Here is a 24,693-nt window from a genome sequence, read left to right on the forward strand (position 1 = left end):
TGTGAACGATCCCCCCTCGGAGGTTACGACCCGATGCGCACACGCACGACGGCGGCCGCGGCTGCCCTGACGACGACGGCGGTTCTGCTGCTGTCCGCCTGCGGCGGCGGCTCGGACTCCGGCGGCAACGACAAGATCGCCGGCGCGGACACGGACGCGTCGGCAAGCGCGTCACCGACACCTTCGGCGAGCGCGGACGGGATCCAGCGGCCGGAGATCAAGTTGCCGGGCGACATCCAGAACGTCTTCGAAGGGGGGACGACGGGGGATCCGAAGAAGGACGCGGTACTGGCGGACAACGAGCGGCGGATCAACTCGATCACCGAGGCGATCACCGTGGACGCCAAGGAGCATCCGGCTCTGAAGTTCTACTCCAAGGACGGCGCTCTTCTGTCCTCCGCCGCCTTCATCAAGGGTTTCTACGACAAGAACCGCAGCTACGCGGGCAAGGCCCGCTACTACGACCGCGAGGTGAAGATCCTCTCGGATGGCGCCGCGGCGGTGTCGTACTGCGAGGACGGTACGCAGACCTTCCCCAAGGATCGCAAGACCGGCAAGGTGGACCGGTCCGTCAAGGGCTCGGCCAGCGATTACGTCTTCTACAACACCCGGCTGGAGCGCAATGCCCAGGGTGTCTGGCAGACCACGAGCGTGTCCTCCACCGAAGCGGCGAAGAGGTGCATGTGATGCGGAACAAGGCGGTCACCCGGCTGCTGTTCGTCCCGGCGATAGCGGTCGCGCTGACGGCGGTGCCGTCCCAGGCCTTCGCCGGCGGTGGCATCGGCGGTGGCGGAACCCATGAGGGCAGCGCCAGCGGCTCGTCGCAGGACGGTGTCATCCGGGCACAGACGAAGGTCACCACGACGGTGAACGGCGGCGGTTCCCACTCCGCCAAGACGGGGACCCTCACGCCCAGCAACAGCACCTGGACACCGCCCGCCTGCTGGTACGAGCCCTCGTTCTCACCCAAGGAGATCGAGTCGACGGTCAAGGCGTTCCGGAGCCTCGACGGACTGCCCTTCTTCGGCGGCATCGGCCAGGCGGTCGGCGACATGCTCGACGCGTACTACAAGGACGGCGATCCCTACAAGGACTACAACCTGGATCAGCAGGGCAAGGGGATGTTCTGGGCGGCGGTGAAGAACCCGAACCGCCTGGACGACCCGGAGGCCAACGCCTGCAACAAGCTGCCCTTCTGGGTCCCCAACGGCCAGCCCCCGAAGGAACCACTCGCCGTTTCACCCAAGGTCCTCGCCGAGTACGCCTACGACGAGCTGCCCATTCCCGGAACCGACGTCAAGATGGCGCCGGCCGGGACCTCGACGGTGAATCTGCCGACCTGGATCTGGCTGAACAAGGCCGACTTCCATCCGGTCTCCGTCACCGCCAGCCTCCCCGGCACGGGCCTGTCGGCCACCACCACCGCCGAACCGCTCTCCCTGCACATCGACCCCGGCACCAGCGACGCCGAGACCTTCCCCGCGTCCGGAGACTGCATGTTCGTCAACGGCGCCATCGGCGAGGAATACACGAAGGGCAAGGCGAACGAGACCCCGCCCTGCGGCGTCCGCTACCTCCGTTCGACCGGGGCGAACGGTTCCTACGCCATGAAGGCCACGGTCACCTGGAAGATCACCTGGACCAGCACCACGGAATCCGGTGTGCATCCGCTGCCCAGCGGCACCTTCGGCGACACGAAAAACGTCACCGTCCGTGAGATCCAGTCCGTGAACCGCTGAGCGAGCAGGGCCGGAAGGAACCCATGCTGTACGAAGAGAAGATCACCAAGACCTGGCTGGCGATCACCACCGTGCTGTACCTGGTCGGTATCGCCGCCATGGGCGCGGGCAGCCTGCCCGGCGACTTCGGCCTGTGGCTCGGACTGTCGGCGATGTTCCTGGTGCTGATCTGGGTGCCGTTCAACGCCGTACCGCTGTCGAAGTACTTCTTCAACCGCATCCGGATCGACGCGCAGACCCTGCGCGTCGGCCGGGAGCGGATCGCCCTCGCGGACCTCGACCCCGCCGGCGTGCACGCGGCGTCCCGGCAGGCGGTGCCGACGGCTCCGCAGCGCTACGCGACGTCGCTGAACACCAACGCACCGGTCGAGGCCCGACTGGTCGGCGGCGGCTGGAGCGTGCCCATGGGAATGGACAGCGTGGTCCTCACCACCCGCCGCGGCGAGGCCCTGACCATCGCCACCCGCGACCGCACGGCGTTCCTGGCGGCCCTGGGTGCCGCCGTCGGGGCGCGGTGAGCCGGTGAGCGGCATGCCGTTCACGACGGGCGCGGCCGGTGAGGGCCGCCGGCTCACGGCGGTGTGCCTGGACGCCTTCCTCGCCGCGGCCGTCGGTCTCGGGGCCGCGGCCGCCATCGGAGTGCGCAGCGGCGAGACGGCGGCCCTGCATCTGATCCCGGGTGCCGGTGCGGCCGTCCTCGCCGTCTCCTTCACCAATCATGTCCTGCTCACCTGGGCGACCCGCGCGAGCCTCGGCAAACTGGCCGCCGGACTGCGGGTGGTGCGGGACACGGACAGCGGCCGCGCCGGCCCCGCCCGCCTCGCGGCACGGTGGCTGTGGGGTCTCGCCTGGGCCGTCCTCGCCGTACCCCTGCATGTGGCCACCGACAGCGATGTGGGGCAGCAGGACGCGATGGGGCTGCGCGTGGTGCGGCGGCCGGACGGTGTCTGACGTGACGGAGGTGTGGTGTGTTCGGCCGCAACAGAAGCGAAGCGGCGGTCGCGCCGGTTTCGGCGCGGAGGACGGCAGCACCGGACCGCCGCACACCCCGAAGCCGGTCACCTGGCCGGCCGGTGACGAAGTGGCGCTGACCGCAGAACAGTTGGGCGGCGTCCGGGCGTGTCTGCCCGAGGCCGGACGGCCGGGCCGGCGGTCGGCCTTCGCGCCGGCCGGGCTGAGGCAGGCGTGAGGGCCGTGGGCGGACAACTCCGGCTTCCGTGGCAAGCGGTGAGCAATCCTCCGGGCAGGCCCTCCGGGTGTGTTCCGGTTCCGTCCCGGTCGCCCGGCGCTGTCAGTCCCAGTCCATAAGATCTCTGTAGTCTCAAACGACCCCTCCCGCACTCGACCCCAGGACATCCGCCATGGCGCGACGCAGGACTTCCAGCTCGACGGGAAGCTCGGGCAATTCGACGGGCCCGCGGAACCGGACTCCGCAGCCGGTGCGGGTGCGTCGGCGTACCTTCGGGGACTTCGTCAAGGCGTTCCTCGCCTTTGTCGCCCTCGTCGCGCTCGTCGTCGGGGTGCCACTCGCGCTGGCCGTGACGGTCGGCTGGCCTCTTCCGCACGGTGTGCCCAGTCTCGACTGGCTCCAGCAGGAGATCACCGTCCAGACGTTCCTGCACATCCTGACCGTCGTCGTCTGGCTCGCGTGGGCGCAGTTCACCGCGTGCGTGCTCGTCGAGGTCAAGGCCGCGGTGTCCGGGGTCGGCGTGCCGGGGCGGGTGCCCGGTGCCGGGCCGAGTCAGCTGCTCGCACGCCAGCTCGTCGCCGCGCTGCTGCTCGTCGGCGCGACCGCCGCCAGCCTCACGCCGGGGCTGTCGCAGCTGAACCACAGCCTGGAGGGCAACCAGAAGCCGGCGGTCGCCGCCGCCCAGCAGACGCCGGGCCTGTTCGCGCAGACGCAGGAGCAGACCGCGAACGCCGCGTCCGCGCTCGCCGAGCAGGCCGCACACGCGCGTGCCGACAGCCAGGCCAGGCACGGGGACACGAAGTACTACCGGATCCAGCCGCCGGAGGGCCGCCACCACGACTCCCTGTGGGAGATCGCGCAGCGTCACCTCGGCGACGGCCGCCGGTACAAGGAGATCTACGAGCTGAACAAGGACCGGATCCAGCCCGACGGCTCCCGGCTGTCCGAGGCCAGCCTCATCCGGCCCGGCTGGATCATGGAGATGCCCGGTGACGCCCGCGGCGGCGACCTCGTCGAGATGCCCGCCGACACCGCCCAGGTCTCGCCCGAGATCCAGCACCAGATCCACGACTACGCCAAGAGCGGCCACCACGCCCAGGGCGGCGACCACGCGCAGGGCGGCGACCACGCGCAGGGCGGCGGCGCCCAGGGCAGCGGCGGCGGTGCCCACGGCGGTGGGCACGTGTCCGTGCCCGAGCAGCGGCCCGGCCCCGGCCCGCAGCACCAGCAGCCGCATCACCAGCAGCACGACCAGCGGCAGCAGGCCGCCGACGACGCCTCCTTCCGGCTCGGCCAGGCCCTCCTCGGCGCCCCCCTGCTCGCCGCCGGTCTGCTCGGCGCCCTCGGCCGGCGCCGCCGGCAGGCGCTGTGGCAGTCGGCGGTCAGCACGGTCCGCGGCCGCGGCATGGAGCCGCCCACGCCGACCGGTGACGCGCTCGACGCCCAGGACGCGCTGCTCGTCGGCGCCGACCCCGAGGGCGTACGCCTCCTCGACCGCTCGCTGCGCGGCCTCGCCGCCGCCCTGGCCGCCGAGTCGCGGCCGCTGCCGGTCGTCTACGCGGCCTGGCTGACCGGCGGCGAACTGCACCTGCAGCTCGCCCAGCCCTCCGGCAAGCCGCCCGCGCCCTGGCAGCTCGGCCAGGACCAGACCTTCTGGGTGCTGTCGGGCAGCGACGCCCGGTCCTACGGCGACACCGACACCGCCGCTCCCTACCCGGGCCTGGTCAGCCTCGGCACCATGGACGACTCCCGGCTCCTGCTCAACCTGGAGGCCGTGCCCGGCATCGTCTCCCTGAGCGGCCGCGAGGCCGACCGGGACGCCGTGTTCGCCTCCGTGGCCGCCGAACTGGCCACCAACGGCTGGTCGGACCGCATGACCATCACCCTCGTCGGCTTCGGCGAGGACCTCACCGCGCTCGCCCCCAACCGGCTGCGCCACCTCGACGGCATCGAGGCCCTGCTGGAGACCATGGAGGCCGAGACCCGGCAGCGGCGCGGCGCCCTCGGTGCCGCCGGCCACGACTCGGTGCTGACCGGCCGTACCGGACCCGCGCAGCACGCCCGCTGGGCGCCGCACCTGGTGCTGCTCGCCGCGCAGCCGTCCGCCGAGGACGCCCGCCGGCTCGCCGAGCTGGCCGCGGACGCCGGCCGCCTCGGCATCGGCTACCTCGTCGGCAGCGAGAGCGGTGAACTGCCCGGCGCCGCCTGGGAGATGGAGATCTCCGGGGACGGCACGCTGCGCGCGCCGCTGCTCGGCCTGGAACTCACCGCGCAGATGCTGCCCGCCGCGCTGCGGAAGGCCGTCGTCGAGCTGTTCGTCAAGGCCGACCCCGAGCACGGCGGTCCGGACGGGCCGACGACCACGCCGCCGTTCCTCGTCGACGTCAGCGAGCAGGGCCGCCCCGCCGTCTACGCCCGCCTCGTCGGGTCGTACGAGATCATCGGTCTTGAGGCGCCCGACGACGAGCGCAGCGCACTGCTGCACGAGGCGCTCGCCCTGCTCCTGCTGCACCGCGAGGGCGTGCACCCGCGTGTGCTGTCCTCCGCGCTGTGGCCGCGCGGTGTCACCGACGACGTCCGCGAGGCGCTGCTGGAGCGGTTGCGCGCCTGGCTCGGTGCCGACCCGGACGGCACACCGCGTCTGACCACCGACGCCACCGGCCGGCTCGTCCTCGCCAAGTCGGTCGTCTCCGACCTGGACGTGCTGCGCTCCCTCTACCACGAGGCCACGCAGGGCCGGGGGGTCGGCAGCCGCGCCGTGCGCGGACGGCTGCTCACCGACGCGCTCGTCCTGGTGCGCGGCCCGCTGCTCGCCGACCGTCCCGCCGGCCGCTACCGCTGGCTGACCCACGAGATCGTGGACGCCCAGCTGCCGCTGCTGGTCGCCGACATCGGGCTCGCGTTGTCCGAGTTCCACCTGGAGAAGGACCGCGCCGAGCGGGCCATCGAGGCGCTGAACGCCGCGCTGCGCACCGCCCCCGACGACGAGCGCCTGTGGCACGAGCTGCTGCGCGCCACCCACGCCACCGGTGACCCGGAGCGGCTCGCGGCGCTCGCAGGCGACCTCGTCGCCCGCAGCGGGGCCCGTGGCGTGCCGCCGCGCACCGAGGCGCTCCTCGACGAGCTGCTGCCGACGTGGCGCGAGGACGCCGCGGCCGTCGGATGAGCGACCTGATCCTGGCCGCCGTCGCCGCGCTGTGGGGTGCGGTGGCGGGGTCACGGCTGCCCCGGGCGGCGTACCGCTTCGGCGTGCCCTCCGCCGCGGAGGGCGAGGAGCAGCAGGCGTGGCGGCGGGAGTGTCCGCAGGGGCACCCCGTCCGCGGCTGGCTGGGGCCGGCCCGCTGCCGCGCGTGCCCGCCCGCGAACGGCGCCCGGGCGTACGGCCCGCACGCCTGGCGGCCGGCCGTCGTCACCGCCGCGCTGTGCGCCGCGCTCGCCGCCGCCACCGGCACCCGGCCCGAGCTGTTCGTCTGGCTGCTGCTGACGCCCGTCGGTGTCCTGCTCGCCGTGGTCGACCTGCGGGTGCAGCGGCTGCCCGACCCGCTCACCCTGCCCCTCGCGGGCGCCGCCGCCGTCCTGCTGGGCCTGGCCGCGCTGCTGCCCGAGCACGCCGGGCACTGGACGACGGCCCTGCTCGGCGCCCTGGCGCTGGGCGGCGGCTACTTCCTGCTGTTCCTGATCAACCCGGCGGGCATGGCCTTCGGCGATGTGAAGCTGGCGCTCGGCGCGGGCGCCGCGCTCGGCTGGTACGGCTGGCCGACGCTGCTGCTCGGCACCTTCGCCGGGTTCCTGTTCGGCGCGCTGTACGGCGGTTTCCTGGTCGTCGCGCGGGGCGCCGGGCGGCGTACGGCGATCGCGTTCGGGCCGTTCCTGCTCGCGGGGGCGTTCGCGGGGGTGCTGGTGGGGGCGTACACGGCCTGAGGAGCACCCGGCCGGCTCGGGCAAGGGCAAGGTCAGCGCTGTCAGGGTGCTGGCGTACGCTGGTTCGGTCCGTTACACCCCTTATGAAAAGGACGCTCCGGTGACCGAGAAGGCCGACCTCCAGTCCGTCCTCGACCGTGCCGCCGCGGGCGGACGGATCACGCCCGAGGAGGCGCTCGACCTCTACCGCGACGCCCCGCTGCACGCGCTCGGCGCCGCCGCCGACGCCGTGCGGCGCCGCCGGTACGCGGGCACCGAGCACATCGCGACGTACATCATCGAGCGGAACATCAACTACACGAACGTGTGCGTCACGGCGTGCAAGTTCTGCGCCTTCTACGCCGCCCCCAAGGACACGGCCAAGGGCTGGACCCGCGACCTCGACGACATCCTGCGCCGCTGCGCGGAGACCGTGGAGCTGGGCGGCACGCAGATCATGTTCCAGGGCGGCCACCACCCCGACTACGGCGTCGAGTACTACGAGTCGCACTTCAAGGCCATCAAGGACGCCTTCCCGCAGCTGGTGATCCACTCGCTGGGCGCGTCCGAGGTCGAGCACATGGCCCGGATCAGCGGGGTGTCGGTCGAGGAGGCCATCACCCGCATCCACGAGGCCGGCCTCGACTCCTTCGCGGGCGCCGGCGCCGAGCTGCTGCCGGAGCGGCCGCGCAAGGCGATCGCCCCGCTGAAGGAGTCCGGCGAGCGCTGGCTGGAGATCATGGAGACCGCGCACCGGCTGGGCGTGGAGTCGACCTCCACCATGCTGATGGGCACCGGCGAGACCAACGCCGAGCGCATCGAGCACCTGCGGATGATCCGTGACGTCCAGGACCGCACGGGCGGCTTCCGCGCGTTCATCCCGTACACCTACCAGCCGGAGAACAACCACCTGAAGGGCCGCACGCAGGCCACGCTCTTCGAGTACCTGCGGATGATCGCGATCGCCCGTCTCTTCCTCGACAACGTCGCCCACATCCAGGGCTCGTGGCTGACCACCGGCAAGGAGGTCGGCCAGCTCTCCCTGCACTACGGCGCGGACGACCTCGGCTCGATCATGCTGGAGGAGAACGTCGTGTCCTCCGCCGGCGCCAAGCACCGCTCCAACCGCATGGAGATCATCGACCTGATCCGCAAGGCGGACCGCGTCCCGGCGCAGCGCTCGACGACGTACGAGCACCTGGTCGTGCACGACGACCCGGCGAACGACCCCGTAGACGACCGCGTGGTCTCCCACATCTCCTCCACCGCGATCGAGGGCGGCACGGCTCATCCGGAACTGAAGCTGCTCACGTCCAACTGACGCCGCGATGCTGACGATTCACGCCGACTCCCGGGGCCGCGCGCTGGTCGTGCAGGGCGAGTGGATCGCCGCCGCCGGGCCCTTGGAGGAGGTCCGCGCCGCGCATCCGCGGGCGCGGGTGCGCGAGTGGCCCGGCATCCTCACTCCGGGGCTGGTCAACCTGTACGGCAACGAGCTGCTGGAGGAGGCCTACCATCCGGACCCGCGCGAGGCGGACGAGCTGGGCACGGAGCCGCTGACCGGTGACGCGGCGGCGAGGCTCGCCCTGGACGACGCCCGCTGGGGTGCGAGCGCCCGGCGGGGAGTGCAGCGCATGCTGGCGCACGGCACGGTCGCGGCCGCCTGCGAGCCGCTGCGCAACCGTGCGGTGCAGGACGCGGTACGGCGCACCGGGCTGGGCGTGGTGGGCCGGGTCGGCAGGCCGCAGGGGCGTGCGTCCCTCGATCCGTACGCGTGCGGGGCGCCCGTGGAGTTCGCGCCCGAGCGGGAGGCCGGCTCGGCCGCCCGGTTCGCGGTGTTCGACGTACGGGACGAGACGGAGCTGCTGGAACGCGGCGCGGGGACCTGCGTGGCGACCGTCGTCGCGGGCCGGCTGGTGTACCGGCGCCGCTGACCATCCCCCAGGGTGCGGGTGCGGGTGCGGGTGCGGGTGCGGGTGCGGGTGCGTGGGGGACGTGGCGGCACGCCAGAAGCCGACGCTTCCACCCGCAGGCCCCCCTGCCACAATGGTCCGGTGACCCGCGCATCCCTGGACAAGCAGCCGCACGAAGTCGCTTCGATGTTCGACGACGTGGCGGACCGGTACGACCTGACCAACGACGTGCTGTCCCTGGGGCAGGACCGCCGCTGGCGCAAGGAGGTGGCCAAGGCGGTCGACGCCCGGCCCGCGCAGAAGGTGCTGGACCTGGCCGCCGGTACGGCGACCTCCTCGCTGCCGTTCGCGCAGACCGGCGCCTATGTCGTCCCCTGCGACTTCTCCCTGGGCATGCTCCAGGCCGGCAAGCGCAAGCGCTCGTGGCTGCCCTTCACCGCCGGGGACGCGACGAAGCTGCCGTTCAAGGACGACACCTTCGACGCGGTGACGATCTCCTTCGGGCTGCGCAATGTGCAGGACTTCGACACGGCCCTGCGGGAGATGCACCGGGTGACCCGGCCCGGCGGGCGGATCGTCATCTGCGAGTTCTCGCACCCGACGTGGGCGCCCTTCCGGACCGTCTACACCGAGTACCTGATGCGCGCGCTGCCGCCGGTCGCCCGCGCGGTGTCCTCCAGCCCGGACGCGTATGTGTACCTCGCCGAGTCCATCCGTGCCTGGCCGGACCAGCCCGCCCTCGCCGAGCACCTGCGCAAGGCCGGCTGGACGAAGGTGGCCTGGCGCAACCTGACCGGGGGCGTGGTGGCGCTGCACCGGGGCTTCAAGGAGAGCTGAGCCCTCCCGGCGGTTCCGGGGGCCGGTGGGGGAGGGGCGGCCCGGCGGCCGGTGGGGACGGTGCGTCCGGCAGCCGGTGGCGGAGGTGCCGCCGGCCGCCCGTGGCGGAGGTACGGTCCGGCGGCCGGTCAGTGGCCGATCACCGCGTACGGGCCGCCCGGTTCGTCCAGTTCCCGTTGCAGCCCGCCGTGCGGCGGCTGCGGCAGGCGCGGCTCGTGCACCCCCGCTCCGCCGCCTCCCTCGCCCTCGCCGAGGTCGAACCACACGGTGACCACGGCCCCGCGCGGCACCTCGACTCCGGGCGGCGGGTACTGCCGTACGACGTAGTCGACGACGGTCCTGCGGAAGTCGGGCCGGTCGGGAGCGGCGAGCAGCACCCCGTGCGCGGTGGCTCTCTCGCGCGCGTCGACGGCCATCAGACCGACGAGCCTGGGCACACGGACTTCCGGTGTTCTGGGTGTTATCGGCACAGATGTCACCCCCAGCGGTACTGGCAGGGTAACCGCCCGGAGGTGCCCACCGGAAGCGTCGTGTCGCAGTCCGTAGTGACCTGTTACCGAGAGTTACAGGTCGAGTCGGTAGCAGTGCCCCTCGCGCTCCGACTTCGGCGTGGTGAAGGTCTCCGCCAGCCGCATCCCCAGCCGCTGCGTGACCGCGATCGAGCGGGCGTTGCGGGCGTCGACCATGGCGACAACGCCGCCCACGCCCGCCGCGCGCACCCGCTCCAGCGTCATGAGCGCGGCCGCGGTGACGTACCCCTTGCCCCAGTGCTCCCGGCCCAGCCGCCAGCCGATCTCGATCTCACCGGCCGGTCCCCAGGCGTGCGGCCAAGGCTGGGCGCCGGTGAAACCGATGGCCCGGTCCTGCTCGTCCACCAGCGTCCACAGGCAGAAGCCGCGCTCGGCGTCGTGTCTGCGCTGGCGGGCGGTGAGTTCCTCGTAGACGGACAGCTCGGCGGGTCTGCCGCCGTGGAACTCCATGACGTCCGGGTGGGCGAAGGCCCGGTGCCAGGCCACCGCGTCCTCGTCGGTGGGGACACGCAGCCGTACCACGGGCAGAGTTCGGTTCACGGGGCAGCCCTTCAGCCGATTGATCAATGCTGCTGAATAGACTGCCCATGTCCCGTGCCGCTCGGCACACAGATTTCAGACTTGGGGAGATCCCGCCGTGAGTGTCGTGACCGAGCCCCTCTCCGAGAACACCGCCGATGTGATCGTCGTGGGCGCGGGCCCGGCCGGCTCCACGACCGCGTACCACCTGGCCCGGGCCGGGCTGGACGTGCTGCTGCTGGAGAAGACCGCGTTCCCGCGGGAGAAGGTGTGCGGTGACGGCCTCACCCCGCGCGCCGTGAAGCAGCTCGTCGCCATGGGCATCGACATCTCCGAGGAAGCCGGCTGGCTGCGCAACAAGGGTCTGCGCATCATCGGTGGCGGGGTGCGTCTCCAGCTGGACTGGCCGGATCTCGCCTCCTTCCCGGACTACGGTCTGGTCCGCAAGCGCGACGACTTCGACGAGCAGCTGGCCCGCCAGGCCCAGAAGGCGGGCGCGCGCCTCTTCGAGCGCTGCAACGTCTCCGGCCCCATCGTCGACGACCGCACCGGCCGCATCACCGGCGTCACCGCCAAGCTGGGCGAGGAGAAGCGCGAGGTCACCTTCCACGCGCCGCTCGTCGTCGCCGCCGACGGCAACTCCACCCGGCTGTCCCTGGCGATGGGCCTGCACCGCCGCGAGGACCGCCCGATGGGCGTCGCGGTGAGGACGTACTTCGAAAGCCCCCGCCACGACGACGACTACCTGGAGTCCTGGCTGGAACTGTGGGACCGGCGCGGCCCCCAGGACCGGCTGCTGCCCGGCTACGGCTGGATCTTCGGCATGGGCGACGGCACCTCCAACGTCGGCCTGGGCGTGCTCAACACCTCAGACTCCTTCAAGGAGCTGGACTGGCGCGAGGTGCTCAAGGCGTGGTGCGCGTCCATGCCGGAGGACTGGGGCTACACCCCCGACAACATGACCGGCCCGATCCGCGGCGCCGCCCTGCCCATGGCCTTCAACCGCCAGCCGCACTACACCAAGGGCCTGCTGCTCGTCGGCGACGCGGGCGGCCTGGTGAACCCCTTCAACGGCGAGGGCATCGCCTACGCCATGGAGTCCGGGCAGCTCGCCGCCGACGTCATCGTCCAGGCGCACGCCCGTGCCACGCCCGGCCAGCGCGAACTCGCCCTCCAGCGCTACCCGCGCATCCTCAAGGACACCTACGGCGGCTACTACACGCTCGGCCGCGCCTTCGTGAAGCTCATCGGCAACCCCAAGGTCATGCAGATCGCCGCTCAGCGCGGTCTGACCCACCCGGTGCTGATGAAGTTCACCCTCAAGCTGCTCGCCAACCTCACCGACCCCACGGGCGGCGACGCGATGGACCGCATCATCAACGGCCTGAGCAAGGTGGCCCCGAAGGCGTAGCCCTCCGCGCGGACAGCGACAGCCGGCGCTTCCCTCGGGGGCGCCGGCTCTTGCGTCCTGAGTGGCTCCGGCTCTGCTTGCCGGAAGGCGGGGGACGCTGTGCGTGCAGCACGCCGAAGGGCCGCAGTCATAAAGTGACTTGCGGCCCTTCGTCCCTTTTACGGGTGTACGTATGCGTGTGTCAGAGGACGCGCACCGCACCGCTCGGCGGGTCGTACGACAGGTCCCGCTCGACGACGCCCGTGGACGGGTTCTGCGCACCGACGAACATGCCGTCACCGACGTACACAGCCACGTGGTAGGCGCTGCCCGCGCCGCCCCAGTAGAGGATGTCGCCCGGCTGAAGGTTGCTCAGGGAGACCTGGGTGCCGGCGGTCGACTGGTCCTGGGAGACGCGCGGCAGGTCGATGCCGACCTGCTTGAAGGCCGTCTGCACCAGGCCGGAGCAGTCGTAGGCGGACGGGCCGGTGGCGCCGGAGACATAGGCCTTGCCGACCTGCGCCTTGACGAAGTCGACGACGGCGGCGGCCGAACCGGTCGCCGAGGACGAGCTGGTGGAGACGTCGGCGCTCACGGAGGCGGAGAGCGTGGGGCGCTCGGAGCTGCGCGAGGCGCGCTGGGCGGCCTGCTCGGCGGCGGCCTTGCGGGCGGCCTCCTCCTCGGCCTTCTTCTTGGCCTCCGCGGCCTTCTTCTTGGCCTCGGCGAGGTTCTTCTCGGCCTGCTGGGCGGCCTTCGCCGCGGCCGCGTCACGCTCGGCACGCAGCTCGTAGTTCGCGGCGGCCAGCTGGGTGGCCTCAGCGGACTGGGCGACCTGGGCGGAGATGTCCGCCGTCAGGGTGGGCAGTTCAAGGGTCTGCGTCACCGGCTCCGCGGCGTTCGCCGAGGAGGCCGACGCACCGGCGACTGCCAGGGTGCTGAGGACGCCACCGGCAACTCCGGCCCGCATCGCGATTTTCGACGCGCTGCGGCGGGGCTTCCGGTGGCTGCGTATGTGAGCGGTGTGGGACATGGGTACAAGCGGTATCAGGGGCTCCTTCATACCTTCAAGAAACGTGGCCTGCGCCACAGTTGCTCAGTCGTGACCCCGAATCCCGGGCGTGTCGTTCCTTATTGACGCCGTAACGGACATTGCGGACTCGGCTCAACACGGCTTTGATCACGTACTTTCGTTATTACGCCCGAATTGCCCTCCTCCTACCACTGGTTGGGCTCGATGGCCAAGCCCGGTTCTCAGGCGCCCCTTATGGGTGTGGCGGAGGTCACGGAACGGCCCCCGGACGGCCTGCGTCCGCGCAGCATGATCACATCCTGATCACGGCGCGATCTCGACGGTGCGACTTCGTGAACGCGTGCACGCGTCCACCGCGTGCACGGGAGGTCCCCCTGATGTGTGAACGCGGGCTCTAGCAAGAGATCACGTCCATCGCGAATTTGCCCGGCGGTGGAGTCTCTTGATATTGGACCGACCCCTCTGAGCTGGCCCGACGAGCTGAAATGTCACCTCTGGTGATCACTCGGACGCTTCCTGTACGAAGATCACTGCTCATACGACTTCATGATCCTTCGTCAGGTGGTGGAGATCACAAAGCTTGTGCAATACCCCGTGTCGCAGATCACAGACCGGCAGGCATAAGATGCACGCGGTTGGGCTTGTGACCTGCTTCACATGTTCTCGATCTTCGCCGGGGCGGGCGGGGTTCGTGGGGCCGATGAGGCGGCCGTGAGACCGACCGCAACCGCCAGCAGTCAGTGCCGACTGAGAGGAGCGAGGAGCGGTGAACGCGTATGCGCCCATCCTCGTACTGGGAGCCCTCGGGGCAGGCTTTGCGATCTTCTCCGTGGTCATGGCCACGCTGATCGGTCCGAAGCGGTACAACCGCGCCAAGCTCGAGGCCTACGAGTGCGGTATCGAGCCGACCCCCACGCCGGCCGGCGGCGGGCGCTTCCCCATCAAGTACTACCTGACGGCGATGCTCTTCATCGTCTTCGACATCGAGATCGTCTTCCTCTACCCCTGGGCCGTCACCTTCGACGCCCTGGGGATCTTCGGGCTCGTGGAGATGCTGCTCTTCGTGCTCACCGTCTTCGTCGCCTACGCCTATGTCTGGCGGCGCGGCGGCCTGGAATGGGACTGAGGGGCCTTAAAGACATGGGACTCGAAGAAAAGCTTCCGAGCGGCTTCCTGCTGACCACCGTCGAACAGGCCGCGGGCTGGGTGCGCAAGGCGTCCGTCTTCCCCGCGACCTTCGGCCTCGCCTGCTGCGCCATCGAGATGATGACCACCGGCGCCGGCCGTTACGACCTGGCCCGCTTCGGCATGGAGGTCTTCCGCGGCTCACCGCGCCAGGCGGACCTGATGATCGTCGCCGGCCGGGTCAGCCAGAAGATGGCGCCGGTCCTCCGGCAGGTCTACGACCAGATGCCGAACCCCAAGTGGGTGATCTCCATGGGCGTGTGCGCCTCCTCGGGCGGCATGTTCAACAACTACGCGATCGTCCAGGGCGTCGACCACATCGTCCCCGTCGACATCTATCTGCCCGGCTGCCCGCCGCGGCCCGAGATGCTGATGGACGCGATCCTCAAGCTCCACCAGAAGATCCAGTCCTCCAAGCTCGGCGTGAACGCGGAGGAAGCGGCCCGGGAGGCGGAGGAAGCGGCGCTGAAGGCCCTGCCCACGATCGAGATGAAGGGGCTGCTGCGGTGAGCGACGCGAACGGCACCAACGGCGCGAGCAAGGCGAACGGGGTCAACCCGGAGAAGGACCTCAGCGCGTCCAACCTCCCCGGCCAGCGCGGCGAGGGCGGCGAGGAGATCCGCGTCCAGCGCGGCATGTTCGGCGCCAACAACGGCGGCGACACCTCCGGTTACGGCGGCCTGGTCCGCTCGGTCCGCCTTCCGGGGCCGGCGAGCAGGCCGTACGGCGGCTGGTTCGACGAAGTCGCCGACGAACTCGAAGGCGCGCTGGAGGAGCAGGGCCTGCTGCCCGAGAACGCCATCGAGAAGACGGTCGTCGACCGCGACGAGCTCACCTTCCACATCGAGCGCGAGCACCTGCTGCGCGTCGCCCGTACCCTGCGCGACGACCCGGCCCTGCGCTTCGAGCTGTGCACCGGCGTCAGCGGCGTGCACTACCCGAACGACAAGGGCCGCGAGCTGCACGCCGTCTACCACCTGCGCTCGATCACCCACAACCGGCTGATCCGCCTCGAGGTCAGCTGCCCCGACAGCGACCGGCACGTCCCGTCGCTGGTCTCCGTCTATCCGACGAACGACTGGCACGAGCGCGAGACCTACGACTTCTTCGGGATCGTCTTCGACGGTCACCCGGCCCTGACGCGGATCATGATGCCGGACGACTGGCAGGGCCATCCGCAGCGCAAGGACTACCCCCTCGGCGGCATCCCCGTCGAGTACAAGGGCGCCCAAATCCCGGCTCCGGACCAGCGGAGGTCGTACTCGTGAGCAACACGCAGTCACACGCCGCGTCGGCCGCCTCGGCCCGCGAGACCACCGAGGGCACCGTCTACACGGTGACCGGTGGCGACTGGGACGAGGTCGTCCAGTCCGCGGCCAAGGCCGACGACGAGCGCATCGTCGTCAACATGGGTCCCCAGCACCCCTCCACCCACGGCGTGCTGCGCCTGATCCTGGAGATCGAGGGCGAGACGGTCACCGAGGCCCGCTGCGGCATCGGCTATCTCCACACCGGCATCGAGAAGAACCTCGAGTACCGGACCTGGACGCAGGGCACCACGTTCGTGACGCGCATGGACTACCTGACGTCCTTCTTCAACGAGACCGCGTACTGCCTCGCCGTGGAGAAGCTCCTCGGCATCGAGGACCAGATCAGCGAGCGGGCCAAGATCATCCGGGTGCTCCTGATGGAGCTGAACCGGATGTCCTCCCACCTGGTGTGCATCGCCACCGGCGGCATGGAGCTCGGCGCGACCACGATCATGATCTACGGGTTCCGCGACCGCGAGATGATCCTCGACCTCTACGAGCTCATCACCGGCCTGCGCATGAACCACGCCTACATCCGCCCCGGCGGACTCGCCCAGGACCTGCCGCCCGGCGCGGTGGACCAGATCCGCGAGTTCGTGAAGAAGATGAAGAAGAACCTCCCGGAGTACGACAAGCTCGCCACCGGGAACCCCATCTTCAAGGCCCGCATGCAGGACATCGGCTACCTCGACCTGGCCGGCTGCATGGCCCTCGGCGCCACGGGCCCCATCCTGCGCTCCACCGGCCTGCCGCACGACCTGCGCAAGACCCAGCCGTACTGCGACTACGAGACGTACGACTTCGACGTCCCGACCGCCGACAGCTGCGACGCCTACGGCCGCTTCCTGATCCGGCTCGAGGAGATGCGCCAGTCGCTGCGCATCGTCGAGCAGTGCCTGGACCGGCTCCAGCCCGGCCCGGTCATGGTCGCCGACAAGAAGATCGCCTGGCCCGCCCAGCTCGCCCTGGGACCGGACGGACTGGGCAACTCCCTCGACCACATCAAGAAGATCATGGGCACCTCCATGGAGGCCCTGATCCACCACTTCAAGCTGGTCACGGAGGGCTTCCGCGTACCGCCGGGACAGGCGTACGCGGCGGTCGAGTCCCCCAAGGGCGAACTCGGCGTGCACGCCGTCTCCGACGGCGGCACCCGCCCCTACCGGGTCCACTTCCGCGACCCGTCGTTCACCAACCTGCAGGCCATGGCGGCGATGTGCGAAGGCGGCCAGGTCGCCGACGTCATCGTCGCCGTCGCGTCCATCGACCCCGTGATGGGAGGCGTCGACCGGTGACCACCTCTTCTTCGGAGCGGGGCGTCAGCCTGGGGATGCCCGAGCTGCCCGCGCCCGACTACCCGGACGAGGTCCGAGCCCGGCTGGAGGCGGACGCGCGCGAGATCATCGCCCGCTACCCCGACTCCCGCTCGGCGCTCCTTCCGCTGCTGCACCTGGTGCAGTCGGAGGAGGGCCACGTCACGCGCACCGGGATGCGGTTCTGCGCGGACACGCTCGGCCTGACCACGGCCGAGGTCACCGCCGTCGCCACCTTCTACACCATGTACCGCCGCCGGCCGAGCGGCGACTACCAGGTCGGGGTGTGCACCAACACGCTGTGCGCGGTGATGGGCGGCGACGCGATCTTCGAGCAGCTCCAGGAGCACCTCGGCGTCGGCAACGGCGAGACCACCGACGACGGCAAGGTCACCCTGGAGCACATCGAGTGCAACGCGGCCTGCGACTTCGCGCCCGTCGTGATGGTCAACTGGGAGTTCTTCGACAACCAGACCCCCGACAGCGCCCGCCGCCTCGTCGACGACCTGCGCGCGGGACGCCCGGTCACGCCCACGCGTGGTGCGCCGCTGTGCACCTTCAAGGAGACCGCGCGGATCCTGGCCGGCTTCCCCGACGAGCGTCCGGGTGCCGTCGAGGCGGGCGGCAGCGCGGGACCGGCGTCGCTGGTGGGCCTCCGCCTGGCCAAGGGGGAGGCCGGACCCGCGCGCGTGGTCCATCCGCGCGGCGGTCCTCATCAGGAGCCGCAGGACAGGGTGCACGAGCCGTCGCCGGCCGAGCACCTCAGCTCCCATGACGCGCCGCAGGACACGTCGGCCAGCGACTCGGCCCACCCGGCCGGTCCCACCGCCGAGGAGGGGGAGTGATGACCTTGGCACCCGAACTGAAGGAAAACAGCCCCGAGAAGCTGCTCGCGCCCGTGCTGTCGTCCTTCTGGGACGAGGACCGGTCCTGGTCCCTGGACGTCTATCGGCGGCACGAGGGGTACGAGGGGCTCCGCAAGGCGCTCGCCATGACGCCGGACGACCTGATCGCGTACGTCAAGGACTCCGGTCTGCGCGGGCGCGGCGGCGCGGGATTCCCGACGGGCATGAAATGGCAGTTCATCCCGCAGGGTGATGGAAAGCCGCACTATCTTGTTGTCAACGCCGACGAGTCGGAGCCCGGGACGTGCAAGGACATCCCGCTCCTCTTCGCGAACCCGCACAGCCTCATCGAGGGCATTGTGATCGCGTGCTATGCGATCAGGTCGTCGCATGCCTTCATCTATCTGCGGGGTGAAGTCGTCCCCGTTCTGCGGCGGTTGCACGAGGCCGTGCGCGAGGCCTACGAGGCCGGTTACCTCGGGACGAACATCCTCGGCAGCGGACTCGACCTCGATCTCACCGTGCACGCCGGGGCCGGGGCGTACATCTGCGGTGAGGAGACCGCGCTGCTGGACTCGCTCGAAGGCCGCCGGGGTCAACCGCGGCTCCGTCCCCCCTTCCCTGCTGTGGCGGGCCTGTATGCCTGCCCGACTGTTGTGAACAACGTCGAGTCGATCGCGTCGGTTCCCGCGATCCTCCATCGGGGCAAGGACTGGTTCCGGTCGATGGGAAGCGAGAAGTCCCCGGGCTTCACGCTCTACTCCCTCTCCGGCCATGTCGCGAGCCCCGGCCAGTACGAGGCGCCGCTCGGGATCACGCTGCGTCAGCTGCTCGACATGAGCGGCGGCATGCGCCCCGGCCACCGGCTGAAGTTCTGGACGCCGGGGGGCTCCTCGACCCCGATGTTCACCGACGAGCACCTCGACGTCCCCCTCGACTACGAAGGGGTGGGCGCCGCCGGTTCCATGCTCGGCACGAAGGCCCTGCAGTGCTTCGACGAGACGACCTGCGTGGTGCGCGCCGTGACCCGCTGGACGGAGTTCTACGCCCACGAGTCCTGCGGCAAGTGCACGCCCTGCCGTGAAGGCACGTACTGGTTGGTGCAGTTGCTGCGGGACATCGAGGCCGGCAAGGGCACGATGAGCGACCTCGACAAGCTCGCCGACATCGCCGACAACATCAACGGCAAGTCCTTCTGCGCCCTCGGCGACGGTGCCGCCTCGCCGATCTTCTCCTCGCTGAAGTACTTCCGTGAGGAGTACGAGCAGCACATCACGGGCCGCGGCTGCCCCTTCGACCCGGCCAAGTCGACGGCCTGGGCCGACCGCACGGAGGTGAACGCATGACCGTGACCACCAGCGCCCCCACGGGCGGGGGAGAGGCGGCCCTCCCGCCGCAGGACCTGGTGACGCTGACCATCGACGGCGCCGAGATCAGCGTGCCCAAGGGCACCCTGGTCATCCGGGCCGCCGAGCAGCTCGGCATCGAGATCCCCCGGTTCTGCGACCACCCCCTGCTCGATCCGGCCGGCGCCTGCCGCCAGTGCATCGTCGAGGTCGAGGGCCAGCGCAAGCCGATGGCCTCCTGCACGATCACCTGCACCGACGGCATGGTCGTCAAGACGCAGCTCAGCTCCCCGGTCGCGGAGAAGGCCCAGAAGGGTGTGATGGAGCTGCTGCTCATCAACCACCCGCTGGACTGCCCGGTCTGCGACAAGGGCGGTGAGTGCCCGCTGCAGAACCAGGCGATGTCGCACGGCAACGCCGAGTCCCGCTTCGAGGGAAAGAAGCGGACGTACGAGAAGCCGGTGCCGATCTCCACGCAGGTGCTGCTGGACCGCGAGCGGTGCGTGCTGTGCGCGCGCTGCACCCGCTTCTCCAACCAGATCGCCGGCGACCCGATGATCGAGCTGGTCGAGCGCGGTGCGCTGCAGCAGGTCGGCACCGGTGAGGGCGACCCGTTCGAGTCGTACTTCTCCGGCAACACCATCCAGATCTGCCCGGTCGGCGCGCTCACCTCGGCCGCCTACCGGTTCCGCTCCCGGCCCTTCGACCTCATCTCCTCGCCGTCGGTGTGCGAGCACTGCTCCGGCGGCTGCGCCACGCGCACCGACCACCGGCGCGGCAAGGTCATGCGGCGGCTGGCCGCCTTCGACCCCGAGGTCAACGAGGAGTGGGTGTGCGACAAGGGGCGCTTCGCGTTCCGCTACGCCCAGCAGAGGGAGCGTCTCACCACGCCGCTGGTGCGCAACGCGGAGGGCGAGCTGGAGCCGGCGTCCTGGCCGGAGGCGCTGCAGATCGCCGCGCAGGGGCTGCTGGCCTCGCGGGGCCGCACCGGTGTGCTGACCGGTGGGCGGCTCACCGTCGAGGACGCCTACGCCTACAGCAAGTTCGCGCGCGTGGCGCTCGACACCAATGACATCGACTTCCGCGCGCGCGTGCACAGCAGCGAGGAGGCCGACTTCCTCGCCGCCCGGGTCGCCGGGCGGGGCCGTGACCTGGACGGTACGGGCGTCACGTACACCTCCCTGGAGAAGGCGCCGGCGGTGCTGCTGGTCGGCTTCGAGTCGGAGGAGGAGGCGCCCGGCGTCTTCCTGAGGCTGCGCAAGGCCTGGCGCAAGCACGGGCAGAAGGTGTTCGCGCTGGCCACGCACGCGACCCGGGGCCTGGCCAAGGCGGGCGGCACGCTGCTGCCGGCCGCTCCCGGTACCGAGACCGAGTGGCTGGACGCCCTCGCGAGCGGCGTCGGCCTGGAGGACGACGGGGCCAGGGCCGCCGAGGCGCTGCGGGCCGCGGGCGCGGTGATCGTGGTCGGCGAGCGGCTGGCCGCGGTGGCCGGCGGGCTCACCGCCGCCGTCCGGGCCGCGTCCGCGACCGGGGCGGATCTGGTGTGGATCCCGCGGCGGGCCGGGGAGCGCGGCGCGATCGAGGTCGGTGCGCTGCCGTCGCTGCTGCCGGGCGGACGCCCGGCCACCGATCCACGCGCGCGTGAGGAGGTCGCCGCCGTCTGGGGCGTCGCCGAACTCCCGCACCGCTACGGCCGTGACGCCGGGCAGATCGTGGAGGCCGCCGCCGGCGGTGAACTCCAGGCGCTGCTGGTGGCCGGGGTGGAGGTCGCCGACCTGCCCGACCCGGCACGCGCGCGTGCCGCCCTCGACGAGGTCGGTTTCCTGGTGTCGCTGGAGCTGCGGCCCAGCGAGATCACCGAGCGCGCCGATGTCGTCCTGCCGGTCGCGGCGGTCGCCGAGAAGCCGGGCACCTTCCTCAACTGGGAGGGCCGGGTCCGCTTCTTCGACGCCGCCCTCAAGCCCGACCAGATGACCCGCCGTATCGAGCCGACCGACGCGCGCGTGCTGCAGATGCTCGCCGACGCCATGGACGTCCACCTGGGCCTGCCCGATCTGCGCACCACCCGCGCGGAGATCGACCGGCTCGGCCCCTGGGACGGGCCGCGCGCCACGGACCCGCTGGAGACCGCGGGTCAGCTGCCCCGGCCCGCCGCCGGTGAGGCGGTGCTCGCCGGGCACCGGCTGCTGCTCGACCAGGGCGTGCTCCAGGAGGGCGACGAGGCGCTCGCCGGTACCCGGCACGCCGCCCACGCGCGCGTGTCGCCCGCCACGGCCGCCGAGGCGGGCGTCGAGGACGGTGGCCTGCTCGCCGTGACCGGTCCGGCCGGCACCACCGAACTGCCGCTCGAGGTCACCGAGATGCCCGACCGTGTCGTCTGGCTCCCGCTGAACTCCGTCGGTGGCGGCGTCGCCTCCGACACCGGGGCGAAGCCCGGCTCGCTCGTCCGCATCGGCCCGGCGACCGCCGTCGCCGACGCCCCGAAGGAGGTGGAGGCATGAGCCCGTACTTCGCCGCTGAGGACCTCTCGATGTTCGGCCGCGACCCGTGGTGGCTGGTCGTCATCAAGGCGGTGTTCTGCTTCGCCTTCCTGATGGTGACGGTCCTGTTCTCCATCGTCTGGGAGCGCAAGGTCGTCGCCTGGATGCAGCTGCGCATCGGCCCCAACCGGCACGGCCCCTGGGGCATGCTCCAGTCGCTCGCCGACGGCATCAAGCTGATGCTGAAGGAAGACGTCATCGTCAAACGCGCGGACAAGGTGGTCTACGTCCTCGCGCCGATCGTCGCCGCCATCCCGGCGTTCATGGCGATCGCGGTGATCCCCTTCGGCCCGGCCGGCAACGAGATCTCGATCTTCGGCCACCGCACCACGATGCAGCTCACCGACCTGCCGATCGCGATGCTGTACATCCTCGCGGTCGCCTCGGTCGGCATCTACGGCATCGTGCTCGCGGGCTGGAGCTCCGGCTCGACGTACCCGCTGCTCGGCGGTCTGCGCTCCTGCGCGCAGATGATCTCCTACGAGATCGCCATGGGCGCCGCGTTCGCCTCGGTGTTCCTGTACTCCGGGTCGATGTCGACGTCGACGATCGTCGAGCAGCAGCACGACCGCTGGTACATCCTGCTGCTGCCGGTGTCGTTCATCATCTACGTCGTCACCATGGTCGGCGAGACCAACCGCGCCCCCTTCGACATGCCGGAGTCCGAGGGCGACCTGGTCGGCGGCTTCAACACCGAGTACTCCTCGATCAAGTTCGCGATGTTCATGCTCGCCGAGTACGTGAACATGGTGACGGTGTCGGCGGTGTCGACCACCCTCTTCCTCGGCGGCTGGCGCGCCCCCTGGCCCATCAGCACCTTCTGGGAGGGCGCCAACCACGGCTGGTGGCCGCTGCTCTGGTTCGTGATCAAGGTCCAGCTGCTGCTGTTCTTCTTCATCTGGCTGCGCGGCACCCTGCCCCGCGTCCGCTACGACCAGCTGATGAAGCTCGGCTGGAAGGTCCTCATCCCGGTGTCGGTGGTCTGGCTGATGCTGGTGGCGACCGTGCGGGCGCTGCGCAACGAGAACTACGACTTCGCGGACATCGCCCTCTACGTCGGCGGCGCCGTCCTCGCCCTGCTGCTGTTGTCCTTCGTCGTCGACGTGTTCCGCGCGAAGGCGAAGAAGGACGGGGCGGACGGGGCGCCCGCCGAGCAGCCGGCCGGTTTCGACCCGATGGCCGGCGGATTCCCCGTGCCACCGCTGCCCGGACAGGAGCTTCCGCCCGTGCCCCGGCGTCGCTCGCGCCGCGAGCGGGAGCTGATTGTCAGTGGTGGGTCCGATACTCACAGTGACGGATCTCTGGATGGAAAGGAGGCGTCCGATGGCTGAGGAGCCCAAGGAGACCGAGCCCGGTTTCCTCAACCCGGTGGCCGGCTTCGGCGTGACCTTCAAGGCCATGTTCAAGAAGCGGCTGACCGAGCAGTACCCGGAGCAGAAGAAGACCACGGCTCCGCGGTTCCACGGACGGCACCAGCTCAACCGCCATCCGGACGGCCTGGAGAAGTGCGTCGGCTGCGAGCTGTGCGCCTGGGCCTGCCCCGCCGACGCCATCTATGTGGAGGGCGCGGACAACACCGACGAGGAGCGCTACTCGCCGGGCGAGCGGTACGGCCGCGTCTACCAGATCAACTACGCCCGCTGCATCCTGTGCGGGCTGTGCATCGAGGCGTGCCCCACCCGCGCGCTGACGATGACCAACGAGTTCGAGCTGGCCGACTCCAGCCGTGCCAACCTCATCTACACCAAGGAGCAGTTGCTCGCCGGCCTCGAGGACGGCATGGTCGACTCGCCGCACGCGATCTACCCGGGGATGGACGAGCAGGACTACTACCGGGGCCTGGTCACCGAGGCCGCCCCCGGCACGGTCCCGCAGGTCGCCGTCTCCAAGGGGGAGGTCCCGCAGGAGGCCGCGTCCACCTTCGGCGAGGAGGAACCGGCGTCGGAGAAGGTGATCGGGCGATGACGACGCAGCTCGCCGCCTACTCCACCTCCACCGGAGAGGCCTTCCAGTTCTGGGTCCTCGGCACGGTCGCGGTGATCGGCGCCCTGTGCACCGTCTTCATGAAGAAGGCCGTGCACAGCGCCCTCTGCCTCGCCGGGACCATGATCGTCCTGGCGGTGTTCTATCTCGCCAACGGCGCCTACTTCCTGGGCATCGTGCAGATCGTCGTCTACACCGGCGCGATCATGATGCTGTTCCTCTTCGTGGTGATGCTCGTCGGTGTCACCGCGGCGGACTCCCTGAAGGAGACCATCAAGGGCCAGCGCTGGCTCGCCCTGCTGTGCGGCCTCGGCTTCGGCATCCTGCTGTTCGCCGGGATCGGCAACGCCTCCCTGAAGGAGTTCGACGGCACCGGCCAGGCGAACGCGCACGGCAATGTGGAGGGGCTCGCGTCCCTCATCTTCACCAAGTACGTCTTCGCCTTCGAAATCACCGGCGCCCTGCTGATCACGGCCACCATCGGGGCCATGGTGCTCACCCACCGGGAGCGCACCGAGCGGGCCAAGACCCAGCGGGAGATGGCCGAGGAGCGCATCCGCGAAGGCGCGCACATCCCGCCGCTGCCGGCGCCCGGCGTGTACGCCCGGCACAACGCCGTGGACATCGCGGGCCTGCTCCCCGACGGCACCCCGTCCGAGCTCACCGTCAGCAAGACGCTGCGCGAGCGCGGTCAGATCCGTGACGTGTCCACCGAGGCCCTGAGCGACCTCAAGGCGCTGGAGCAGCGCGCACAGGACCGACTGGAGCGCGGCGCGATCGCCCCGGCGACCTTCAAGCGGACCGAGGAGGCGTCACAGTGAACCCGGTCAACTATCTGTATCTGGCGGCGCTGTTGTTCACGATCGGCGCCACCGGCGTGCTGATCCGGCGCAACGCCATCGTGGTCTTCATGTGCATCGAGCTGATGCTGAACGCCTGCAACCTCGCGTTCGTCGCCTTCTCCCGGATGCACGGCAACCTCGACGGTCAGATCATCGCGTTCTTCACGATGGTCGTCGCGGCGGCGGAGGTCGTGGTCGGCCTCGCGATCATCGTGTCGCTGTTCCGTTCCCGCCACTCGGCCTCGGTCGACGACGCCAGCCTGATGAAGCTGTAAGGGGTCG

General features: G+C 70.7%; 24 protein-coding genes. 21 read left to right on the plus strand and 3 right to left on the minus strand.

Translation table 11 applies throughout. The features are described from left to right. Nucleotides 1–33 precede the first annotated feature (33 nt). The 9 genes from ACZ64A_RS18910 to ACZ64A_RS18950 all read left to right on the plus strand — a co-directional run bounded on the left by ACZ64A_RS18910 (nucleotide 34) and on the right by ACZ64A_RS18950 (nucleotide 9,578). A complete protein-coding gene (locus ACZ64A_RS18910) occupies nucleotides 34–687 on the plus strand; it encodes a hypothetical protein (protein WP_469811517.1) in 654 nt (217 codons plus the stop codon). Then, on the plus strand, nucleotides 687–1,739 hold the full coding sequence (locus tag ACZ64A_RS18915; RefSeq protein ID WP_469811519.1) for a hypothetical protein: 1,053 nt from the start codon (nucleotides 687–689) through the stop codon (nucleotides 1,737–1,739). The genes ACZ64A_RS18910 and ACZ64A_RS18915 overlap by 1 nt, the downstream gene beginning before the upstream one ends. Nucleotides 1,740–1,762: 23 nt before the next feature. Further along, nucleotides 1,763–2,257: a hypothetical protein gene (locus ACZ64A_RS18920; protein ID WP_469811520.1), complete on the plus strand. Its 495-nt coding sequence runs from the start codon at nucleotides 1,763–1,765 to the stop codon at nucleotides 2,255–2,257. 13 nt (nucleotides 2,258–2,270) lie between these two features. Continuing rightward, entirely contained in the window at nucleotides 2,271–2,690 is a 420-nt protein-coding gene (locus ACZ64A_RS18925; RefSeq protein WP_469811521.1) for an RDD family protein, read from the plus strand. A 410-nt stretch (nucleotides 2,691–3,100) separates the two neighbouring features. After that, on the plus strand, nucleotides 3,101–6,094 hold the full coding sequence (locus ACZ64A_RS18930; protein WP_469811522.1) for a BTAD domain-containing putative transcriptional regulator: 2,994 nt from the start codon (nucleotides 3,101–3,103) through the stop codon (nucleotides 6,092–6,094). Beyond that, nucleotides 6,091–6,849 carry a prepilin peptidase gene (locus ACZ64A_RS18935; protein WP_469811523.1) on the plus strand — a complete coding sequence of 253 codons (759 nt, stop codon included), beginning with the start codon at nucleotides 6,091–6,093 and terminating at the stop codon, nucleotides 6,847–6,849. The genes ACZ64A_RS18930 and ACZ64A_RS18935 overlap by 4 nt, the downstream gene beginning before the upstream one ends. A 100-nt stretch (nucleotides 6,850–6,949) precedes the next feature. Further along, on the plus strand, nucleotides 6,950–8,149 hold the full coding sequence (gene mqnC, locus ACZ64A_RS18940) for a cyclic dehypoxanthinyl futalosine synthase (protein ID WP_469811524.1): 1,200 nt from the start codon (nucleotides 6,950–6,952) through the stop codon (nucleotides 8,147–8,149). A 7-nt stretch (nucleotides 8,150–8,156) separates the two neighbouring features. Beyond that, nucleotides 8,157–8,762 (plus strand): imidazolonepropionase-like domain-containing protein, encoded by a 606-nt coding sequence (locus ACZ64A_RS18945; protein ID WP_469811525.1) that lies wholly within the window; start codon nucleotides 8,157–8,159, stop codon nucleotides 8,760–8,762. 120 nt (nucleotides 8,763–8,882) lie between these two features. Continuing rightward, a complete protein-coding gene (locus ACZ64A_RS18950) occupies nucleotides 8,883–9,578 on the plus strand; it encodes a demethylmenaquinone methyltransferase (protein WP_469811527.1) in 696 nt (231 codons plus the stop codon). Between the two features lie 128 nt (nucleotides 9,579–9,706). Here ACZ64A_RS18950 and ACZ64A_RS18955 read toward each other — a convergent pair whose 3' ends face one another. After that, on the minus strand, nucleotides 9,707–10,048 hold the full coding sequence (locus ACZ64A_RS18955; RefSeq protein ID WP_469811528.1) for a PASTA domain-containing protein: 342 nt from the start codon (nucleotides 10,046–10,048) through the stop codon (nucleotides 9,707–9,709). Nucleotides 10,049–10,141: 93 nt separating this feature from the next. After that, nucleotides 10,142–10,648 (minus strand): GNAT family N-acetyltransferase, encoded by a 507-nt coding sequence (locus tag ACZ64A_RS18960; protein WP_469811529.1) that lies wholly within the window; start codon nucleotides 10,646–10,648, stop codon nucleotides 10,142–10,144. 97 nt (nucleotides 10,649–10,745) lie between these two features. On the opposite strand from ACZ64A_RS18960, the gene ACZ64A_RS18965 reads away from it, so the two are divergent. Then, nucleotides 10,746–12,038, plus strand: coding sequence for a geranylgeranyl reductase family protein (locus ACZ64A_RS18965; RefSeq protein WP_469811530.1), 1,293 nt, complete (start codon nucleotides 10,746–10,748; stop codon nucleotides 12,036–12,038). Nucleotides 12,039–12,219: 181 nt separating this feature from the next. Here ACZ64A_RS18965 and ACZ64A_RS18970 read toward each other — a convergent pair whose 3' ends face one another. Next, the gene (locus tag ACZ64A_RS18970; RefSeq protein ID WP_469811532.1) at nucleotides 12,220–13,047 is read right to left on the minus strand and encodes a C40 family peptidase; all 828 of its coding nucleotides are present in this window, start codon (nucleotides 13,045–13,047) and stop codon (nucleotides 12,220–12,222) included. Nucleotides 13,048–13,813: 766 nt separating this feature from the next. Here ACZ64A_RS18970 and ACZ64A_RS18975 point away from each other — a divergent pair. The 11 genes from ACZ64A_RS18975 to nuoK are packed head-to-tail and all read left to right on the plus strand — an operon-like array spanning nucleotide 13,814 to nucleotide 24,686. After that, nucleotides 13,814–14,173 carry an NADH-quinone oxidoreductase subunit A gene (locus tag ACZ64A_RS18975; RefSeq protein ID WP_003992243.1) on the plus strand — a complete coding sequence of 120 codons (360 nt, stop codon included), beginning with the start codon at nucleotides 13,814–13,816 and terminating at the stop codon, nucleotides 14,171–14,173. Between the two features lie 14 nt (nucleotides 14,174–14,187). Continuing rightward, the gene (locus ACZ64A_RS18980) at nucleotides 14,188–14,742 is read left to right on the plus strand and encodes a NuoB/complex I 20 kDa subunit family protein (protein WP_007383964.1); all 555 of its coding nucleotides are present in this window, start codon (nucleotides 14,188–14,190) and stop codon (nucleotides 14,740–14,742) included. Further along, nucleotides 14,739–15,500, plus strand: a complete 762-nt coding sequence (locus tag ACZ64A_RS18985; RefSeq protein ID WP_469811534.1) for an NADH-quinone oxidoreductase subunit C — start codon at nucleotides 14,739–14,741, stop codon at nucleotides 15,498–15,500. Before ACZ64A_RS18980 ends, ACZ64A_RS18985 begins: the two co-directional genes overlap by 4 nt. Continuing rightward, nucleotides 15,497–16,837 carry an NADH-quinone oxidoreductase subunit D gene (locus ACZ64A_RS18990; RefSeq protein ID WP_469811535.1) on the plus strand — a complete coding sequence of 447 codons (1,341 nt, stop codon included), beginning with the start codon at nucleotides 15,497–15,499 and terminating at the stop codon, nucleotides 16,835–16,837. The genes ACZ64A_RS18985 and ACZ64A_RS18990 overlap by 4 nt, the downstream gene beginning before the upstream one ends. Beyond that, nucleotides 16,834–17,700, plus strand: coding sequence for an NADH-quinone oxidoreductase subunit NuoE (gene nuoE, locus ACZ64A_RS18995; protein WP_469811537.1), 867 nt, complete (start codon nucleotides 16,834–16,836; stop codon nucleotides 17,698–17,700). Before ACZ64A_RS18990 ends, nuoE begins: the two co-directional genes overlap by 4 nt. Continuing rightward, nucleotides 17,700–19,046: an NADH-quinone oxidoreductase subunit NuoF gene (gene nuoF / locus ACZ64A_RS19000; RefSeq protein WP_469811539.1), complete on the plus strand. Its 1,347-nt coding sequence runs from the start codon at nucleotides 17,700–17,702 to the stop codon at nucleotides 19,044–19,046. The genes nuoE and nuoF overlap by 1 nt, the downstream gene beginning before the upstream one ends. Further along, on the plus strand, nucleotides 19,043–21,547 hold the full coding sequence (locus ACZ64A_RS19005) for an NADH-quinone oxidoreductase subunit G (RefSeq protein WP_469811540.1): 2,505 nt from the start codon (nucleotides 19,043–19,045) through the stop codon (nucleotides 21,545–21,547). The genes nuoF and ACZ64A_RS19005 overlap by 4 nt, the downstream gene beginning before the upstream one ends. Continuing rightward, a complete protein-coding gene (gene nuoH, locus ACZ64A_RS19010; protein WP_469811541.1) occupies nucleotides 21,544–22,917 on the plus strand; it encodes an NADH-quinone oxidoreductase subunit NuoH in 1,374 nt (457 codons plus the stop codon). The genes ACZ64A_RS19005 and nuoH overlap by 4 nt, the downstream gene beginning before the upstream one ends. Then, a complete protein-coding gene (nuoI, locus tag ACZ64A_RS19015) occupies nucleotides 22,910–23,551 on the plus strand; it encodes an NADH-quinone oxidoreductase subunit NuoI (protein WP_469811542.1) in 642 nt (213 codons plus the stop codon). The genes nuoH and nuoI overlap by 8 nt, the downstream gene beginning before the upstream one ends. Beyond that, nucleotides 23,548–24,390, plus strand: coding sequence for an NADH-quinone oxidoreductase subunit J (locus ACZ64A_RS19020; RefSeq protein ID WP_469811543.1), 843 nt, complete (start codon nucleotides 23,548–23,550; stop codon nucleotides 24,388–24,390). The genes nuoI and ACZ64A_RS19020 overlap by 4 nt, the downstream gene beginning before the upstream one ends. Then, nucleotides 24,387–24,686, plus strand: coding sequence for an NADH-quinone oxidoreductase subunit NuoK (nuoK, locus tag ACZ64A_RS19025; protein ID WP_003974374.1), 300 nt, complete (start codon nucleotides 24,387–24,389; stop codon nucleotides 24,684–24,686). Before ACZ64A_RS19020 ends, nuoK begins: the two co-directional genes overlap by 4 nt. The last annotated feature ends 7 nt before the right edge of the window (nucleotides 24,687–24,693 follow it).

The organism is Streptomyces sp. NPDC104814 (genome assembly GCF_055583185.1).

What these genes read in the sequence shown, in the direction of transcription:
- ACZ64A_RS18930 (WP_469811522.1), top strand. Translation starts at nt 3,101, where the DNA reads ATGGCGCGACGCAGGACTTCCAGCTCGACGGGAAGCTCGGGCAATTCG.
- ACZ64A_RS18935 (WP_469811523.1), top strand. Translation starts at nt 6,091, where the DNA reads ATGAGCGACCTGATCCTGGCCGCCGTCGCCGCGCTGTGGGGTGCGGTG.
- ACZ64A_RS19005 (WP_469811540.1), top strand. Translation starts at nt 19,043, where the DNA reads ATGACCGTGACCACCAGCGCCCCCACGGGCGGGGGAGAGGCGGCCCTC.
- nuoH (WP_469811541.1), top strand. Translation starts at nt 21,544, where the DNA reads ATGAGCCCGTACTTCGCCGCTGAGGACCTCTCGATGTTCGGCCGCGAC.
- ACZ64A_RS18945 (WP_469811525.1), top strand. Translation starts at nt 8,157, where the DNA reads ATGCTGACGATTCACGCCGACTCCCGGGGCCGCGCGCTGGTCGTGCAG.
- nuoI (WP_469811542.1), top strand. Translation starts at nt 22,910, where the DNA reads ATGGCTGAGGAGCCCAAGGAGACCGAGCCCGGTTTCCTCAACCCGGTG.
- ACZ64A_RS19020 (WP_469811543.1), top strand. Translation starts at nt 23,548, where the DNA reads ATGACGACGCAGCTCGCCGCCTACTCCACCTCCACCGGAGAGGCCTTC.
- ACZ64A_RS18980 (WP_007383964.1), top strand. Translation starts at nt 14,188, where the DNA reads ATGGGACTCGAAGAAAAGCTTCCGAGCGGCTTCCTGCTGACCACCGTC.
- ACZ64A_RS18925 (WP_469811521.1), top strand. Translation starts at nt 2,271, where the DNA reads ATGCCGTTCACGACGGGCGCGGCCGGTGAGGGCCGCCGGCTCACGGCG.
- ACZ64A_RS18915 (WP_469811519.1), top strand. Translation starts at nt 687, where the DNA reads ATGCGGAACAAGGCGGTCACCCGGCTGCTGTTCGTCCCGGCGATAGCG.
- ACZ64A_RS18910 (WP_469811517.1), top strand. Translation starts at nt 34, where the DNA reads ATGCGCACACGCACGACGGCGGCCGCGGCTGCCCTGACGACGACGGCG.
- ACZ64A_RS18920 (WP_469811520.1), top strand. Translation starts at nt 1,763, where the DNA reads ATGCTGTACGAAGAGAAGATCACCAAGACCTGGCTGGCGATCACCACC.
- nuoF (WP_469811539.1), top strand. Translation starts at nt 17,700, where the DNA reads ATGACCTTGGCACCCGAACTGAAGGAAAACAGCCCCGAGAAGCTGCTC.
- ACZ64A_RS18970 (WP_469811532.1), bottom strand. Translation starts at nt 13,047, where the DNA reads ATGTCCCACACCGCTCACATACGCAGCCACCGGAAGCCCCGCCGCAGC.